Below are 18,151 nucleotides of genomic sequence, written 5' to 3'. Positions count from 1 at the left end.
GTGCTTAGTCGTTGTCAAGGGCCACAGTCGTGAGCTGGTCACCACGTGGCCCCCGGAATCCAGAACGTTCCCCCGTACTGGTAGGCGCCGAGGCTCGGCACCGGGTCGGTTGATCCGTCCGTGACGCCGGCGATCGGCGTCGCCGCGTTCCGCGCGGGTGACGTCGCCTGCAGGCGGTAGTCGTTGCTCGCCGGCGCGACGTACTGCGGATCGGTACTGGCTGGCAGGTTGTTCGAGAGGGTGATCCCGGAGCCGGCTGCTGGTGGGTTGGACACATCGCCGAGGTTGTTGACGATCTGGGTGCCGGAAGCACTTGTGATGCCGAGCAGGTAGACCCCGCCGTCGTTGTTGTAGACGAGGTTGTTCGGGCTGGCGCCGTTCAGGCCGTGCAGCATGACCGTGCCGTGCAGGTTGCCCCAGCCGACGTTGTTGTGGAAAACCAGGTTGCTCTGCCCGTTGTCGGCGTACGCTCCGGCCTCCGCGAACGCGTTGATCCCGGGCAGGTTGGCCGCGTCGTGCAGCCAGTTGTGGTGCACCGTCGTACCGGCCATGTCGGAACCGCAGCACAGGTAGATCGCGGCGCCGTCGGTGCTCAGGTGGTCGTAACCGGACAGGTCGTTGTACGAGATCGTCGACGGACTGAATCCGTTGCCCCAGACAACTGACACGTCCGCTCGACCGACGTCTGTAACGGTGTTGCGGGTCACGGTCGCCCCGCTGCCAGTGACGGCGATGCCGGACGCGTACGTGCCCATGTAGTCGACGGTGCTGATCTTGTTGTTGTCGACCCGATTACCGGTCCCGGCGAGCAGTACGCCGGATCCCGCGCTGTAGGCGATCGTGCTGTTCTGCAGGACGTTGTTCGAGCCGCGGAGCTGGAGGCCGGTGCTCGCGCCGACCGAGACGTTGCAGCTGGTGCCGGGCGCGGTGAGCTGGGTGTAGTGCGTCAGGTAGCGGGCGTCGAGACCGTCGAACACGTTGCCGGTTCCCGAGGTCTTGAGCGTGGCGCCGAAGAGGTCGAGGTTCCGGACCGTCGTGTAGCTGGCCGACGTCAGGTCGAAGGCGAGATCGCGGGACTTCGCCCGTACGGCGTGGCCCGCGGGATCGCCGTACAGGTAGAGGGTGCCGGCGTTGTAGAACCATTCGCCGGGGTGCGCGAGTTCGCCGAGTTTGCCCGAGAGTGCGTAGCGGGTGTCACCGGCGTTGATGCCCGCGCAACCGGCCGCCGCGGCGAGGGTGATGGAGCCGGGTGACGAGCTCGCGACCGTGCCGGTCTGGGAGGCGTACCAGTAGCTCATCAGGACGGTCGCGCCGTTCCAGTAACCGGCCGGCCTGGTCTGGTTCGCGTCCACGATCGTGGTGTTGGTGGTACCGGTCTGGCTGCGCTCGATGGTCGGGTTCATCAGGTCGAGACCGGGGTACGGCCACTGCGCCTGGATGTACATCTGGTCGTCGACGAAGATCTGCGCGTCGGCGCCGAGCGTCACGCTCGCCCGGTAGATCTGGCCCTGGCCGACGGCGGTCGCGAAGTCCGAGCCGGCCAGGTAGGAGTCGGACGCCTCGAGGGTCGCGAGGTCCGCCGCGGTCACCTTGGCGAACCCGGTGACCGGCTCGGTGCCGTCGACCCGGACCGTCGCGCCGGCCGCGGCCTGGTACGTGATCGGCGCAGACGACGTACCGGAAGCCGCTGGTACGACGGTCTCGCGGTACGTGCCGGACCTGATCTCGCAGGCGTCGCCGGCAACCATCACCGTCGCGCACCGCTGGATGTGCTGGAAAGGCGCCGCCGACGTACCGGCTGCCGAGTCGTCGCCCGAGGGCGCGACGTAGTAGGTGGTCGGCCCGGCCGCCTGCGCCGGAGCGACGACCGCGGACGCGAGCAGGCCTACCGCGACTGCCACACACCAGTGCCGTGCTGCCATCTGCCTCACCTCCTATGATCGCCTATCGATAGATGATCTTATGGAGAAGCGGTCCGGAGTCAAGATCCAGTTGACAGCGAACCTGTCCCGGCAGTTACATCTATCATCGATAGGCGATAAAGTCATCGGCGCAGCGAAAGGCAGCACATGGACCTGAACGGTGATCGCGCGGCGGCGCATCCGGAGACCTACGACGCACAGCTGTCCCCCGTGCAGACGGCGACGTTCTCCCGGCCGACCGCCGAGATGCTCGGCGCGTTGACCGACGTGAGCGCGGCGACTGCCTGCGCCAAGCTGCACCAGCAGGGCATCACCCGGACCTTCATCAACGGCCCGGTGCCGCTGCACCGGACACCCGACGTGAAGGTGTTCGGCGGTGCGGTCACGCTGCAGTTCCTGCCGCAGCGCGAGGACATCTTCACCAGCGCCGACCAGGAGTACGCCGAGCGCAAGACGGCGCTGTGGGGCGTGCTGGAGTCGATTCAGCCGGGTGACGTGCTGGTGGTGTCGGCGTACGCGAGCCAGTTCACCGGGTGCCTCGGCGACATGCTGGTCCGGTACTTCAAGCTCCGGGGCGGCGCGGGCATCGTGGTCGACGGGCGGGTCCGCGACGCGGCCCGGATCCGCGCGCTCGGGGTGCCGGTGTGGTGCACCGGCGTGACACCGCACTACGCGTCGCAGACCGAGCTGTTCCCGGCCGCGTTCAACGTGCCGGTCGGCGTCGGCGGGACACTGGTGACCCCAGGCGACATCATCGTGGCCGACGAGGACGGCGCGGTCGCCGTACCGCAGAAAGTCGCCGTCTCCCTGTCGGCCGACTCCCTCGAACTCCAAGGCCGCGAAGAATTCGCCCGCCGCCGCCTCGACGAAGGCGGCCGGCTCTCCGACTACTACCCCCTCAACGGCCCCGGCCTGGAGGAGTACCTAGCCGCTCAGGGTCAGTAGGTTTCTGCAGCTCGACAGGACGTGTCGGCCGGTAGCGCCCGGCGGGTCAGGCCGCTGAGCGTAAAACGGCCTGCACCCGCCGGACACCTCCTGTCGAGCTGCCGTCAGCTGGTGATGGTGATGGTGGATCCGTTGGAGACCAGGGACCAGTCGGTGCTGTGGAAGGTTTTGGGGTCTACGGTGCCGGTGGTGGTGACGTAGTCGATCATCAGTTGGCGGATCTCGACCTGGCGGTTGTAGACGACCGGTGCGGTCTTGACGTGCGGGAAGTTGCCGCCGCCGGACTGGCGGTAGTTGTTGACCGCGACCACGAACTGCTGGTCGGCGGCCACCGGTGCGCCGTCGTAGGCGAGGTCCGTGATGCGGGAGCCGACGGCCTTCGCGATGTCGATCTTGTAGGTGAGCGGCTTCGTCAACCCGCCGAGGATGTCGTAGTTGTAGTCCGGCGTACCGGGCGGCGCGGTCGGGGTCGGCGCGTTGGTGACCTGGTCCGACGGGAACGGGCCCGTGCCGGTGACCTGCTTGAAGTACTGCGCGGAGAACTCGAGGTACTCCTTCACCTGAGCACCCGTCATCGTCACCGCGAGCAGCGTGTTGTCGAAGACGTACAGCCCCGCCACGTCGCGGACCGACACGTCGCCGGCCGGGATCGACGCGTCCCGGTTGAACGGCGCCGCGATTGCGAGCACCGGTAGCGTTGCCTGCGGCGTACCGGCGAGTGCCTTCGAGACCGCGTCGGCCTGGATGAAGTTCACGAAGTCCAGCGCGGCGGTGTCCTCCCATGGCGCGGTGGCCGCGGACATCGCCTCGGTGCAGGTGCCGATCTTCGAGTTCACGTACTCGACGACCTTGTCGTGGTCCTTCTGCAGCAGGGCCACCACACGAGGGTCGGCGGCGACGGTGTTCGCGTTCAGCACCTGGCTGTGCCGGCCGACCACCTTCCACTGCCCGCGGACCTTCTGCAGGTCCAGATCGAACAGCGACAGCCGCATGCCCCACTTCAGCGGCTCGCTCAGCACCACCTGCTCGCCGCTGGTCTTGTTCGTCGCCAGCCGCTCGGGGATCTCCTGGTGCGCGTGCCCGACGAGTACGGCGTCGATGCCGGGGACCGTCTCGGCCATCAGGACCGCCGCGTTCTCCGGGAACGGCAGCGCGTCGCCGTACGACGAGGACAGGTCCATCCCCGAGTGCACGGAGACGATCACGAGGTCGGCGCCGGCCTTGCGGACCCGCGGCACCCACACCTGGGCCTGCTCGACGATGCCGCCGAACGTGAGCTTGTTCTCGACGTTCGCCTTGTCCCAGATCGCGATGCCCGGGTTGGTCAGGCCGAGGATGCCGACCGTGATCGGCTTCTCGCCCGGTACCTGGACCCGCTTCAGCACGTACGGCGGGAACGCGGGCAGACCCGTGGTGGAGTCCTGCGCGTTCGCACCGAGCAGCGGGAACTGCAGCTGCCGCTGGAACTTGCGGAGGATGTCGAGGCCGTAGTTGAACTCGTGGTTGCCGAGCGCGGCGGCGTCGTACCCGATCCGGTTCATCGCGGCCGCCATCGGGTGCGTGTGGCCACCGGTGATGGGCTCGATCTTGGCGAAGTAGTACGCCAGCGGGGTGCCCTGGATGGTGTCGCCGGCGTCCAGCAGCAACGGGTGCGGCGCCTGCCGGTCCTGCGCGATCCGGTCGCGGACCGCGGTCACCAGGGTGGAGACCTTGGCCAGACCGATGTCGTTGTGCGCGGAGTCGTCGTACTCGGTGTTCTTGAAGTAGTCCCAGTTGAAGACGTTGCCGTGCAGGTCCGTGGTCCCCATCACGGTCAGCCGGACGGTCTTTCCGGATCCGCCTGGTCCGCTTCCGGCGTACGCCGGAACGGCCTGGAACCCGGCCGCGGCCAGGGCGGTCGCGCCACCGATCAGGGTTCGTCTGGTCATCGTCGTACGCTCACCGCTGTCCGTCATCGGCCGCCTCACTGGTCCGTTCGCCGGGATCTCCGGCACGCGAGCCCACGATACGGGCGACACACCCCCACCCGGTGGACAGATGGCCCGGGTCGCAAGAGAAGATGCCCCTCATGACCAAGCCGCCCGGCAAAGTTCTGCCGTTGGTCGCCGCCCTGCTCTGCGGTGCCGTCCTCGCCCAAATCGCCACGCCCTCCGCGCCGTCGGTCACGTCCGCCGCCGCGCCGGTCGCCCAGACGCCCAGCCACGGGCTGCTGAGCGTTCCGGTCACCTCCAAGCGGGGCGAGCCGACCACGCCCCACAAACCCCCGGCCGCCAAACCGCCGGCTCCGAAGCCACTCGCTGACGACTGGAACCTGGCCGCGCACGGCAAGGTCCTGTACCTGACCTTCGACGACGGCCCGCAGCACGAGTGGACGCCGAAGGTCCTGCAGGTACTGCGCAAACACCACGCGCAGGCCACGTTCTTCGTGCTCGGGATCCAGGTCGCGCAGTACCCCGAACTGGTCGCGGCCGAGCGGGCCGCCGGTCACCACGTCGGGAACCACACGTTCGACCACAAGACGCTGACGCTGCTGCCGGAGGCGAAGATCCGGCAGGAGATCAGCACCGGCGTGAAGTCGAAGTGCCTGCGCCCGCCGACCGGTGCGACGAACGCCAAGATCCAGGCGATCGCGGCGGCGTACCACCAGCGGCAGGTGCTCTGGGACGTCGACACCGAGGACTGGGAGAAGCCCGGCACCGCGCACATCGAACACGCGATCATGGCCGGCGCGCGGCCCGGCGCGATCATCCTGATGCATGACGGCGGCGGCAACCGGTCCCAGACCGTCGCCGCTCTCGATCAGGCCCTGACCAAACTCACCAAACTCGGCTACACCTTCCGAGCCCTCCCCTGCTGACCGGCAGGCTCAGCGTTCGATGCCGGCGGCACCTTGGGAGAAGTGCCGCATGGCTTCGTCGATGATGTGCACCGGCTGGTCGAGCGCGGTGACGAGGAACAGGCCGATCGGGCGCAGCAGCGGGTTCGGCTTGACGACCGTGCGGACGGACGGCTGGTCGAGGCCGCGGACGCCGGCGGTGGTCGCGCTCACGCCGCGGGCCAGCGACAGGTCGAGCACGTACTGGCCGAGGAGTTTCTGCTGGCGGAAGCCGCGCACCGACGCCCACGGCAGGACAACCGGGTACGCCGCTCCGTCGCACGCGAGCTCGAGCCCTTTCGCGGAGATCCGCATCGCCACGGGCGGGAGCTCGTTGGCGGCGTACCACTCCTGCCGCTCGGCCTGGATGCGGAACACCATCACGGTGCTCAGCGCGAGCGGGACCATGGCCAGGATCAGCAGCACCGCGAACGGCCACATCCCCGCGCCCCGGAACGCGACCAGCGCGTAGAGGGCGGCGGCGATCCCGATCACCGCGATCACCAGCGTCGCCCAGGCACCGCGGCGCTCCACGGTGCGCACGACCGCGCGGCGATGCACCACCGCGTTCCGGTCGATCCCGACCACGAACGGCAGGCCCGGGTCACGCGCCTGTCCGGGCGGCACCTCCACCTCCACCTGCACCTCCGGCGGTCCGGCCGCCTCGGGCGGCTCCTCTGACGTCAGCTGCGGTGAATCCTGCTCAACATCGTTCTCGACATCCTGCTCAATATCCTGCTCGACAACCTGTTGCGATGTGTCCCCGTCCGCACTCACGGGGAAAGAATCCCACACCCGGGCCGGGGACACGCCCGCACGCTCAGTTCTTGCGGCGCCCCGCCCAGGTCCAGGCGTAGACGCCGTCGTCGACGGCCTGGCCGGCCTCACCCAGTTCGAGCGGGCGGAACGTGTCGACCATCACGGCCAGCTCCTCGAACCGTTCCGCGCCGAGCGACGCCTCGATCGCCGACGGCTGCGGTCCGTGCGCGTACCCGCCGGGGTGCAGCGAGATCGACCCGAGCCCGATCCCGGAGCCCTTCCGCGCCTCGTAGTCGCCGCCGCAGTAGAACATCACCTCGTCGGAGTCGACGTTCGAGTGGTAGTACGGCACCGGCACGGACAGCGGGTGGTAGTCGACCTTCCGCGGCACGAAGTTGCAGACCACGAAGTTGTAGCCCTCGAACACCTGGTGCACGGGCGGCGGCTGGTGCACCCGCCCGGTGATCGGCTCGAAGTCGCTCACGTTGAACGTGTACGGGTACAGGCACCCGTCCCACCCGACCACGTCGAACGGATGCGTCGCGTACGTCATCCGCGTCCCGACGATCCCGCCGGCCCCGTTCCCCCGGTGCTTCACCAGTACCTCGACGTCGGTCCCTTCCTCGACGAGCGGCTCGCCCGCCGCGTGCAGATCGCGCTCGCAGTACGGCGAGTGCTCGAGGAACTGCCCGTACCGGGACAGGTAGCGCTTCGGCGGCGCGATGTGCGAGTTGCCCTCGATGCAGTACGCGTGCACGCCGTCCGGCCCCGGGATCCACCGGTGCGTGGTCGCGCGCGGGATGATCACGTAGTCGCCCTGGACCGCGTTCAGTACGCCGAACACGGTCTCGACGGTCGCCGAGCCCTTCTCGACGTACACGCACTCGTCGCCGATGCCATTGCGGTAGTACGGCGACGGTTGCTCCGCGACGGCGTACGAGATCCGGACGTCACCGTTGCCGAGCACCAGGCGGCGGTCCTCGACGGCGTTCGTCTTGGAGGTGTCGGTGAACAGGTCGTGCAGTTTCAGGTGCCGCGGGGTGAGCGGGTGGTTGGCGACGGTGGCGAGATCCGGCAGGTCCCACACCTGGGAGTCGACGATCGCGGACGGTACGCCGGCGTGGTACAGCAGCGACGAGTCCGACGAGAAGCCCTCCTCCCCCATCAGCTCCTCGTAGTACAGCCCGCCGTCCGGTTTCCGGAACTGCGTGTGCCGCTTCGGCGGAACTTCCCCGACCTGCCGGTAGAACGCCATCGCTGTACCCCTGCTCCCTGCCGAATCAATTCTTCACGGCGTACGATATTCGGACGCACGCGTCCGCTTAACGAAAGCATCCGTTAGGCTCAGGGTCATGTCAACCGTCCCCGTCCTGTACCGGCACCTGGTCGACGACGCGTCGATGTTCCCGCCGGGCAACCTGCCGCTCCCCGACGCGGTCGCCGCGCACCACGCCCACCTGCAGTCGCCGTACGCCGAGTTGGTCGGCCCGTTCGTCTGCACCGACGACGACCTGATGAAGGTCGCCGCCGAGGCCGCCCGCTCCGGAGCGGCCCCGCTCCGGGTGTCCGTGGTGATCTCCGGCGGCGCCGGCGGGATTGAGCCCACGGTCCGCTGGGGCGACCGGTCGAAGGACGTCGAGGTGACGGCGGTCGAGGTCCGGCTGCGGGACGAGGACGATCTGTCCCGGAACGCGCTGCGCGTGGTCCGCGCGTGCGACGACTGCATGGACGAGGAGTCGGCGTACGTCGAGGTCGGGCTGGACGGCGGCTGGGAGCGTGCCCTCGACGTGGTCGCGGACGCCGGGTACGCCGCGAAGCTCCGCACCGGCGGGCTCGACGCGGCGCTGTTCCCGACCGAGCACCAGGTCGCCGCGTTCATCACCGCGTGCCTCGATCGGGAGGTCGCGTTCAAGTGCACGGCCGGCCTGCACAACGCGGTCCGGCACACGGCCGCGGACACCGGGTTCGAGCACCACGGCTTCCTCAACGTCCTGCTGGCCACCCGAGCCTCACTCGACGGTGCGAACCAGGACGAACTGGCGGCGCTGCTTGGCGAGCGCGACGGCGAGACGCTCGCCGAGCGCGCCCGGGCGCTGTCCGACGACCAGGCGGCGAGCACGCGCCGCTGGTTCACGTCGTTCGGGTCGTGCAGTATCGACGAGCCGCGTGCGGACCTGACGAACCTGCGGTTGCTGGAGGACTGAATGACCTGGATCGACATCCCGGCAGGCTCGCCGTTCGGGCCGGACAACCTGCCGCTCGGCGTCTTCAAGCACGGTGACGAGGAGCCGCGGGTCGGTGCCGCGATCGGTGACCAGGTCATCGACCTCGCGCCGGTCGCGTCGGCGCAGATGCTGGACGGCGCGCAACTGTTCGCCGAACCGACGCTGAACGCGTTCCTCGCGCTCGGCCGTCCGGCCTGGCGCGCGACCCGGAACTGGCTGCTCGACCTGGTCCGGAACGAGAACGACCGGGACGCCGTCGAGCCGCACCTGATCCCGCAGTCCGCGGTCACCATGCAGCTCCCGTTCGAGGTCGCCGACTACGTCGACTTCTACGCCTCCGAAGAGCACGCGTCGAACCTCGGCCGGCTGTTCCGCCCGGACTCCGAACCGCTGCTGCCGAACTGGAAACACCTCCCGGTCGGCTACCATGGCCGGGCCGGCACCATCGTTGCCAGCGGCACCGACATCGTCCGCCCGTCCGGCCAGCGCAAGGCCCCGGACGCGCCCGCCCCGACGTTCGGCCCGTCCCAGCGCCTCGACATCGAGGTCGAGCTCGGGTACGTCGTCGGTACGCCGTCCCCGCTCGGCAAGCCGGTGTCCGTCGACGACTTCGAGGACCACGTGTACGGCGTCGTGATCGTCAACGACTGGTCCGCACGCGACCTGCAGGCCTGGGAGTACGTCCCGCTCGGCCCGTTCCTCGGCAAGTCGTTCGCGACGTCGATCTCCCCGTGGGTCGTATCCCTCGACGCGCTGTCGGCCTCCGCCGTACCGCTGCCGGCGCAGGACCCGCCTGTCCTCCCGTACCTGTCCGGCGACCGCCTCGTGAACTACGACATCACGTTCGAGGTCTTCCTCAACGGTCACCTGGTCAGCACACCGCCGTACAAGGACCTCTATTGGTCTCCCGCGCAGATGCTCGCACACATGACTGTCAACGGCGCCAGTGTCCGCACCGGGGACCTGTACGCGTCCGGAACGGTCAGCGGCGCCGGGAAGAACCAGCGTGGTTCGTTCATCGAGCTCAGCTGGGGCGGCCGCGAGCCACTGATTGTCGACGGCAAGGAGCACACCTTCCTCGAGGACGGCGACGAGGTCACGATCGCGGCGTGGGCGACGGCCGCCGACGGGTCTCGCCTCGGGCTCGGTGAGGTGACCGGCAAGATCGGGCCGGCCGTCAGCTGAGCAGCAGGGCCGAGTCCCAGCCGGTGGTGGGCGGCCGGGTGTACGCGCTCAAGGCGAGCGCGATCCCGGCGGCCCCTTCCATCAGGCCCGGGAGGTGGAGGTGCAGATCAGCGGCGGGCTGGTAGTAGCGATACCCGAACGGGAGCGCCGGATCGAAGCGCTCGATCAAGCGCTCGGCCAGCTGATCGGCCGCCGCCCCGAACTCCTGACCGGGATGCTGCCGATCGAACAGCACGCAAAGATAGAGCATTCCCGCCCAGCCGTGACAGAACGCGTCGTCACTGATGCCCCAGTCGTCGACCGGCCGCGCCAATAACGAGCGAAACGCATCGAGTCCTGCCTCTGTCCACTCCGGGCGGTCCAACGCCTCCGCAGCGAAGTGCAGCGCTCGCGCGATGCCGGGTGCGCCGTAACACCACGAGGCACGCGCCGGCTGCGGCGGCGGCCGATCCGCCCTGTTCGCATACAGATCCAGCGGCACGAAACCGGTCCAGTACTTGCCGTAGGCATCTGTCTCACGGTGTTCGAGCAACCACTCGGCCATACGGGCGATCGCCTCGCGCTGACCGTCGATGCGGGTCCCGGCCGTCCACGCGAGCGACAGTAACGCCAGCGGGCCGGGGATCCCATGCGCCAGGCCGAAGTTCGCCTGTCCGCGCTCGAATCCCGGCCCGACCATCGTCTTCTCGGTCCCGTCGAACCACCACCCCGGCACCTCGATCCCGTCCACGAGCAGCGGCTCACGCAGCGACGCCAGACACGTCAGTACCTCCGCGAGTACGTCGTACCGCTCGCGCGAGAGCAGGTACCGCCCGACACCGCTCAGCCCGCTCACCACGTCGACGACACCGGCGCAGGTCGGCACGCCGGCCCGCCGCGTCGCGTCGTGGACCCTGACCAGCCAGCGCGCATGCTCGCTCATTCGGTCGTCGAGTCGCGTCAGGATGCCTGCGTAGTCGCCAGGTTCGCGGGCAGCGATCCGAGTGGCCGTCGCCAGCGCGCCCAGGCCTTCGAGAGCGCCGGCGACCGGTGCGGACGCCGAGGACGCGACGGTTCTGGTCAGGTACTCGTGCGCGACGTCGCGCTCGCCGAGCTCGGTGAAGAGAATCGCCAGTGCGGCCGGTCCGCGGGAGAGCGTGGATGGGTCCCAGGGCGGGCAGCGAAGGTCGGCGATATCGATCACCGCACCGTTCGCGATCGTTGCTTCGATCACCGATTCGGGGTCTCGCAGGCGGTCCGCGAGTTCGTCGATCAGCTTCGCCGCTTGCTCCCTCATCGGCCGTGCCTCCGTCGGTCGATCCGCTGTTTCAACGCTGTCCGGAGTACGCCGTACGCGCGCCGCTCGAGTGCCCGGTCGGTCCCGAGCAGCCGATTGCTGTGCAGGTGCAGAACGCTCATCACGGCGGGCATCCCGACACCGGCGTAGCGCGCGATCGCCGCACGTCGTTGCCGCCAGCAATCGAGTGGCTCAAAGCTTTCCAAGAGTTGATTGAAGGCCTTGCGGTCGGCGGCCGGAACGGCGTTGGAGAGATCGATCGAGTAGGTGTCGACGAACCATTGTTCGAGATCGCCGAAGCTGTCGAGGATGTCCAGCTGATTGAGGGCCGTGAGTGACTCCCTCGGGATGGTCATGCGCATTCTCAACTGCTCCAGGACAGCCTGGCTGTCGGCGCAGAACACGTCTTCGGCCGCGGCCATCACCTCGGGGCCGCTGTAGCGCGCGACCTCCGGCTCGTACTCGTCCAGTACGACGGTGCGGATCCGGCCGGCGTCGATCAGGTCCGTCGCCCAGGCGTTGAGGATCGCGGGATCGCCGTGGTGGAAGCGGATCCGGAGATGCGCGTCGGGGTCGCGGTAGCGCAGGAAGAACCAGCGCTCGGCTCCCATGCGTTCGACGAGTTGGCGGACGGGTCCGGCGAGCAGTGCGTCCTGCAGGTCCGCAGCGAGGTAGATCTTCGCGGACAGCCACTCGCCGCCAGGCAGGTGCCGCGGCGGGCGCTGGGTCGCCGTACTCCACGACGGGTTGGCGGCGACCTCCGGCCGTTCGGCGACGGACAGCAGCGGTACGACGAGTTCGTTGGCGTGACCCGCGGTGACGCCGTACCCGGTCAGCGGTTCGCTCACCACCGACGACGGCTCCTTGCGCAACTGGTCGCGGAGCAGGCGGCGGTGCAGCGGGGCGCGCAGATCCAGGTCGAGGTGATGGTCGAACATACCGACCCGCACCACATCCGGTACCGCGAGACGCTCGCGCCAGCTGTCGAGAGCCTGGTCCCAATCAGCCGCCGTCGACAGGTCTGGATCCGTTCGCCACAAGGCGGGCGCGAGGATACTGCGGCCATACCTGACCCGAGGCAGCCGAGGTAGTACTTCGAGGCGGCCCCACTGCCAGGGCGTCCAGAACCGACGGCCGGCCAGACCGATCGCGGCTAGGAAACGCGCCACGTTGGGAGCGCCGGTGACGACGTTCAGCATGTTCGGCCGGATGACGGCGAGCTGACGCCCGAGCTTCGCCGAGAACACGTACAGCCGCTCGCCGGTACTGCCGACGCACACGTCACGGACATCCACGGTCCCCGGATCATCCGGATCCGCGAACGTCCCGACCGCCAACGAGTGCGGCACCACCCGCGGCTCCCGCAGCACATTCCCGAACCGCGGCTCGTACGGCGCGAACTCCAGCTGCACCGGCAACGGCCCAGGTACGTCGAGCAACTCGCCCAATCGGTCCTCGAGATCGAGCATCGACGCGAACCGCCCGATCATCGCTCCCGCGGCAATCGATCCACTGGTTGCGGCCAGCAAGAACTCGCCGCGGTCCAGAGCCTCGGGAGAGTCGGCCAACAGCTGCGCACAGAGGTCGAGCGAGTCCGGCGGCTGATCATCCGAGTCGGCCACCAGCCGGCTGATCAACTCGTCGTCCAGGACCAGCTCATCGGCTCCGGTCAGCGCATCGGCTCCCAGCGCGGCGGCGAGGGCCTGGTCGCGAGCCGCCGGATAGGTGTTGCTCGGCAACTCCTCGCGGCCGCGTTCGCCAATCGGGATCTGGTACCCCGCCGGCGGACCAAGCCCGACATGCGGATCCATCAACTCGAGAACAGGCACCACCCGATCGGTCCCATACCGGTCGAGGAAGGCGCGGTGGTAACTCGCGAGCGCGGGTAGCCCGTCACCGGGCGGCGACAAGCGCCACAAGAGCGAGGCCGCGCGAGCCGCCTCCTCCGCAACCGCCTGCGGCAACAGGACATCGGCATCCATCCGAAGATCGACCTGCACCTCATCAGCTGATGAGACGTCGGCATACTCGCCGAGCAGAATCTCGCGGGACAGCAGTTGGCCGAGCAAGCGGTCTGCGTCATCGGCAGTGGCGTCGGGTGTCGCGTCGACCAGTCGCGCCCGCAGGACGGCGTACTCGATCGGGTGGTGGGCCGCTTCCCGGATGAACTGGACGGCTTCGGAGTTTGCGAGGGTCAGCTCGCGGCCGGGGGTTTGCTCGGTCAGCTTGCGAAGGTACGGGAGGACAAGGCGATCGCCGCGGACCCCCGCCAGGTTGTTGGCGACGACGCGCGCGGGTTGTTGCCGTTGGCGCTCAGCGTGCAGCCAGCCTGCGTCCGGCAGGACGTGCCGCGTGTGGGCGGTGCCGATACGGATCTTGGTGGAGTTGTCGAAGGCCACCGGCGCGACGCCGGCCAGCAGACCGAACGGCGTCGGGCGGCCGGTCATGCGGAGGAGGTAGCGGGACGTGGCGAGGGCTCCGCGTTCGAGCTTGGCCCGGTCCAGTTCCTCACCGGACAGGACGCGGCGGAGTGATGCGGCGAGGGACGGGCTCGAGAGGTCGATGGCCTCCAGGAGCTCCGAGTCCTTCAGCACCTCACACAGGTAGGCGTTGAGATCGTCGAGGGCGGCTCGGGTGGGTGCTGCGGCGGCAGCGGGTGAGGCTGCCAGCCGCAGCACCGCGAAGGCGCCCGGCCGGAACTCGTCCGGTGGTGTCACGGTGCGCCGATCAGACCGGCGTCAGCAGCACGGGACGCAGGCGGCGATGCCGACCGCGTACGTGTTCACCGTGGTCGGCGTCAGGCCGCTCCGCTCGTCGACGTCCCGGGCGTCCTCGGGACGCGCCGGCCGGCCCAGGGCCGGGTCGGACGCGGGGATGACATCGAGGTCCAGCTCGAATGCGGTGAGGCTCATGGTGATGACCCTTCCTTCGATATGGGTAGTCGATCGACTACCTAGGGCAATCAATCATGTGAAGTGGAAGGTTTTCAACGGTTTCAACCGTTGACTTTGCACGTCTTTTTCCACCTCGGAGCAGAGCTGAATCTTTGGGCATCTTGCGCTGATTTGTTCATTAGTGTTCGTTTCTCTTGACGGCTTCGCGCTTACGTGCGAACTTTCTCGCCATGAAACGTTCAGTGGGGTCTGGAGTACTCGCTGTAGCGCTGGCTGCCGGTGTGTTGATCGTGCCCTCAGGTGCGCACGCTCAGAGCTCCGCCGGCGACCTGACGCTGCGGTCCGCGGATTTGACGGTCACTGTCGGGGCGGACTTCCCCCGGGTGATCAGGTACGTCGACAACGCTTCCGGCCGGGCTCTCGGTGGCCAGCCGGACGCGATCTCGACGGTGACGATCGACGGTGTGGCGCGGGTCGCGCACCTCACCGAACCCGCCACGATCGCCGCCGGCAAGGCGTCGTACACGCTCGCCTTCGACGCGCTGCCCGGCGTCGAGCTGGACGCGAGCCTGAACGTGGCGGGCCGGGTGACGACGTTCGCGATCGACGCGGTGCGGGACACCGACGCGAGTCGGGTGCACACGATCGACATCCCGAACCACGACCTGGTGTCGGTGGCGAGCACGGACGCCGGCGCGACGACGGCCTTCACGACCCTCGATCCGGACTCGACGCGGACGGCGGACAAGATCACGCCGGTCACCGCGAGTACTCCGGCCGAGACGACCGCGACCGGAGCGGCGTACGCGTTCGTCAACACCAGTGGGCTGGCCGCGGGGATCGAGTCGAACTCGACGTACGACAAGCCGTCCGGTCCGTCGGTCGACGACGGCGCGCGGTTCTGGCACCGCGCGCGCAAGGCGGCGGACGGCAGCACGCGGGTCGGCGTGTGGAGCGGGCAGTGGACGTACCGCGCCGACACCTCGCCGTACACCGAGCCGCTCCCCTGGGCGAAGGTCGTCGTCACGCCGGACGCGAACAACGACAACACCGTCGACTGGGAGGACGGCGCGGTCGCGTTCCGTTCGATCATGACCGAGCCGAACGGTGGCGATCAGGTCAAGGACCGGGTGGTCACCCACATCCCGTTCAACTTCGCCAGTCAGGCCACGCACCCGTTCCTGCGCACGCTCGACGACGTGAAGCGGATCTCGCTGTCCACCGACGGTCTCGGCCAGATGGCGATCCTCAAGGGGTACGGCTCCGAGGGCCACGACTCCGCCCACCCGGATTACGGCGGCAACTACAACACCCGCGCCGGCGGTCTCACCGACCTGAACACGTTGCTGAAGCAGGGCAAGTCCTGGAACGCCGCGTTCGGTGTGCACGTGAACGCGACCGAGTCCTACCCCGAGGCGAACGCGTTCAGCGAGGACCTGGTCGACAAGAACGCCAAGGGCTGGAACTGGCTGAACCAGAGCTACTACATCAAGCAGCGCCCTGATCTTGCCTCCGGCAACATCGTGAAGCGGTTCCAGCAGCTCCGCGACGAGACCGACAAGAACCTGCAGGAGCTGTACATCGACGTGTACTACCAGTCCGGCTGGCTCGCCGACGGACTCACCCGGCAGCTCGGCGCGCAGGGCTGGCAGATCGCCACCGAGTGGGCGGACCGGCACGAGCGCACCTCGCTGTGGTCGCACTGGGCCAACGACCTCGACTACGGTGGCGCGACCAACAAGGGCCTGAACTCCAAGATCATCCGGTTCGTCCGCAACCACGAGAAGGATGTCTGGAACAACGACCCGATCCTCGGCCAGTCCGCGATCGTCGAGTTCGAGGGCTGGACCGGCGAGACCGACTGGAACGCGTTCTACGCCAACATCTGGCAGCGCAACCTGCCCGCGAAGTTCCTGCAGCAGCAGAAGATCGTGGACTGGAACACCAATGACATCTCGTTCACCGGCGGTGTCCGCGGCGCCGTCGAGAACGGCAGGCGCACCGTGTACGTCGGGAACGCGAAGGTGCTCGACGGCGACAAGTACCTGCTCCCGTGGGACAACAACAAGAAGCTGTACCACTACAACCCGGCCGGCGGCAGCACCACCTGGCAGGTCCCTGCGGCCTTCGCCGGCGCGCGCACCTTCTCGGTCTACAAGCTCACCGACACCGGCCGCGTCAAGGTGACCAGCGTCCCGGTCAAGGGCGGCACGATCACCGTCGACGCGGTCAAGGGCCAGCCGTACGTGCTCTACCCGGTCGTCGCTCCGCAGCAGCAGCCCGCGAACTGGGGCGAGAGCTCGCACCTCAAGGACCCCGGCTTCAACGCCGGCAACCTCGAGGCCTGGAACGCGAACGGTGGCGCGACCAGCGCGACGCTCGAGAACGGCCAGCACGTGGCTGAGCTCGGCACGAAGGCGTCGTCCCTGAGCCAGCGCATCACCGGGCTGACCAGCGGTCGGATCTACAGCGCGTCGGCATGGGTGGAGGTCGAGCCCGGCAAGTCGCGTCCGACGACGATCACGGTCGACGGCGTGAAGAACGTGGTGACCAGATCGACCGCGCAGAACATGGTTGCCGCCGACGACAAACACGACGCTTACTACCAGCGCGCCCGCGTCGTCTTCCAGGCCAAGGGAACCGGCGCCGACCTGACCATCGGAGCAGCCGCAGGTACGGCGCGAGTTCGGTTGGACGACGTTCGTGTGGTGGAGACCAAGCGGCCAGCGGCGGGACTCGTCGACGACTTCGAGAACGTCGACCAGGGCTGGGGACCGTTCGTGAAGGGTGACGCCGGTGGAGTGACAGACCCGAGAACCGTGCTCGCTCGCAAACACGCGCCGTACACCCAGGCCGGGTGGAACGGGAAGCTGGTCGACGACGTGCTGGACGGCGACTGGTCGTTGAAGTCGCATGAGGAGAACGAGGGTCTGGTCTACCGGACCGCGCCGTGGACGGTGAACTTCCAGCCGGGCCACAAGTACAAGGTCAGCTTCGACTACGAGAGTGGTCGCGCCGGGCAGTACGCCTGGGTCCAGGGAGTCGACCGGCCTGATTCGGTCGAGGTGAAGGCCACTCCGATCGGCGAGCAGCGGAGCAAGGCGACGTACAACCAGGAGTTCGTGGCCGGCTGCGGTGGCGACTACTGGGTCGGACTGCGCAAACTCACCGACGGCGGCGACCAGTCCGACTTCGTCATGGACAACTTCGCCGTCACCGATCTCGGTACGACGTCGGAGCCGGCCGACTGCACGTCGGTCGCGGTCACCGGCCTGACCGGTCTCGTCTCGGGTGAGGCGAACACCGTGACGACCATGTTCACCAACAACGACGTGGTTGCCGCGAACAACATCACGCTCGGTCTCGCCGCCCCGGATGGTTGGACCGTGACGGCAACGACTCCGGCGACGCACGCCACGGTTGCCGCCGGTGCGACCGCGAAGACCACCTGGGACGTGACTCCCCCGGCCGGAACGCCGGAAGGAAAGTACGTGCTGACGGCAACGGGTGGTCAGGCGACGATCACGGGCGAGGCCACGGTGCTACCGCCGGGCATCGTGCCGCAGTCGCGCATCAAGGTGACGGCCGTGGACAGTGAGGATGTCGGCACCGGCGGAGCCGCGACCTCGGCGCTCGACGGAAACCCCAGTACTATCTGGCATTCCGCCTGGTCCGAGGTCAGTACGCCGGCCGGTTTCCCGCACTACATGACGCTTGACCTCGGGTCGTCGTACCAGGTGAACGGGTTCAGCTACCTGCCGCGGCAGAGTGGTACGAACGGGATGTTCAAGGGGTACGAGATCTACGTCAGCGCGGACGGTCAGGACTGGGGTACGCCGGTCGCGACCGGACAGTTCCCGAACTCCACCGCCGTACAGCGGGTCGACTTCACCGCGAAGCCCGGGCGCTACGTGAAGTTCGTCGGGACGAGTTCGCTCAACGGGGCGGTCTTCGGGTCGGCCGCCGAGTTCAACGTCTACGGAACCCACTAGCAGGGACCTGAAACACCAACTGGGGGGCGGTTAAACTTTATATTCAAGTGAAATCCCCCCACAAAATTACCCACACCC

Annotated in this window: 12 protein-coding genes; 5 read left to right on the top strand and 7 right to left on the bottom strand. The window is 68.2% G+C overall.

The genetic code is table 11. From position 1 onward, the window contains the following. Nucleotides 1-38: 38 nt before the first annotated feature. Nucleotides 39-1,922: a right-handed parallel beta-helix repeat-containing protein gene (locus ACWGID_RS06335; protein ID WP_452195012.1), complete on the bottom strand. Its 1,884-nt coding sequence runs from the start codon at nt 1,920-1,922 to the stop codon at nt 39-41. 147 nt (nt 1,923-2,069) lie between these two features. On the opposite strand from ACWGID_RS06335, the gene ACWGID_RS06330 reads away from it, so the two are divergent. Beyond that, nucleotides 2,070-2,867 (top strand): RraA family protein, encoded by a 798-nt coding sequence (locus ACWGID_RS06330; RefSeq protein ID WP_452195010.1) that lies wholly within the window; start codon nt 2,070-2,072, stop codon nt 2,865-2,867. Nucleotides 2,868-2,971: 104 nt separating this feature from the next. On the opposite strand, the gene ACWGID_RS06325 is transcribed toward ACWGID_RS06330, so the two are convergent. Then, nucleotides 2,972-4,795 carry a bifunctional metallophosphatase/5'-nucleotidase gene (locus tag ACWGID_RS06325; RefSeq protein WP_452195009.1) on the bottom strand — a complete coding sequence of 608 codons (1,824 nt, stop codon included), beginning with the start codon at nt 4,793-4,795 and terminating at the stop codon, nt 2,972-2,974. 140 nt (nt 4,796-4,935) lie between these two features. Here ACWGID_RS06325 and ACWGID_RS06320 point away from each other — a divergent pair, with 140 nt between their 5' ends. Next, nucleotides 4,936-5,724 (top strand): polysaccharide deacetylase family protein, encoded by a 789-nt coding sequence (locus ACWGID_RS06320; protein ID WP_452195007.1) that lies wholly within the window; start codon nt 4,936-4,938, stop codon nt 5,722-5,724. Nucleotides 5,725-5,733: 9 nt separating this feature from the next. On the opposite strand, the gene ACWGID_RS06315 is transcribed toward ACWGID_RS06320, so the two are convergent. After that, nucleotides 5,734-6,519: a hypothetical protein gene (locus ACWGID_RS06315; protein ID WP_452195005.1), complete on the bottom strand. Its 786-nt coding sequence runs from the start codon at nt 6,517-6,519 to the stop codon at nt 5,734-5,736. Between the two features lie 43 nt (nt 6,520-6,562). Beyond that, a complete protein-coding gene (locus tag ACWGID_RS06310; RefSeq protein ID WP_452195003.1) occupies nt 6,563-7,756 on the bottom strand; it encodes a homogentisate 1,2-dioxygenase domain-containing protein in 1,194 nt (397 codons plus the stop codon). Nucleotides 7,757-7,853: 97 nt separating this feature from the next. Here ACWGID_RS06310 and ACWGID_RS06305 point away from each other — a divergent pair, with 97 nt between their 5' ends. Next, entirely contained in the window at nt 7,854-8,705 is an 852-nt protein-coding gene (locus ACWGID_RS06305) for a hypothetical protein (RefSeq protein WP_452195001.1), read from the top strand. Next, complete coding sequence (gene fahA / locus ACWGID_RS06300) at nt 8,706-9,911, top strand: fumarylacetoacetase (protein WP_452194999.1); 1,206 nt, start codon at nt 8,706-8,708, stop codon at nt 9,909-9,911. It begins immediately after the preceding gene. On the opposite strand, the gene ACWGID_RS06295 is transcribed toward fahA, so the two are convergent. From ACWGID_RS06295 to ACWGID_RS06285, 3 genes are read right to left on the bottom strand one after another with little or no spacing between them, the layout of a single operon-like run. After that, a complete protein-coding gene (locus tag ACWGID_RS06295) occupies nt 9,904-11,187 on the bottom strand; it encodes a lanthionine synthetase C family protein (protein WP_452194997.1) in 1,284 nt (427 codons plus the stop codon). The two genes, fahA and ACWGID_RS06295, sit on opposite strands and share 8 nt — an antisense overlap. Beyond that, a complete protein-coding gene (locus tag ACWGID_RS06290) occupies nt 11,184-13,904 on the bottom strand; it encodes a lantibiotic dehydratase (protein WP_452194996.1) in 2,721 nt (906 codons plus the stop codon). The genes ACWGID_RS06295 and ACWGID_RS06290 overlap by 4 nt, the downstream gene beginning before the upstream one ends. A gap of 21 nt (nt 13,905-13,925) precedes the next feature. Next, on the bottom strand, nt 13,926-14,099 hold the full coding sequence (locus tag ACWGID_RS06285) for a hypothetical protein (protein ID WP_452194994.1): 174 nt from the start codon (nt 14,097-14,099) through the stop codon (nt 13,926-13,928). Nucleotides 14,100-14,311: 212 nt separating this feature from the next. Between ACWGID_RS06285 and ACWGID_RS06280 the strand changes: the two genes are divergently transcribed. Further along, a complete protein-coding gene (locus ACWGID_RS06280) occupies nt 14,312-18,073 on the top strand; it encodes an endo-alpha-N-acetylgalactosaminidase family protein (protein ID WP_452194992.1) in 3,762 nt (1,253 codons plus the stop codon). Nucleotides 18,074-18,151 lie beyond the last annotated feature (78 nt).

This window comes from Kribbella sp. NPDC054772 (assembly GCF_053611945.1).
The sequence above is the reverse complement of the archived record's forward strand: the minus strand, read 5'-3'. Positions and strand labels throughout refer to the sequence as shown.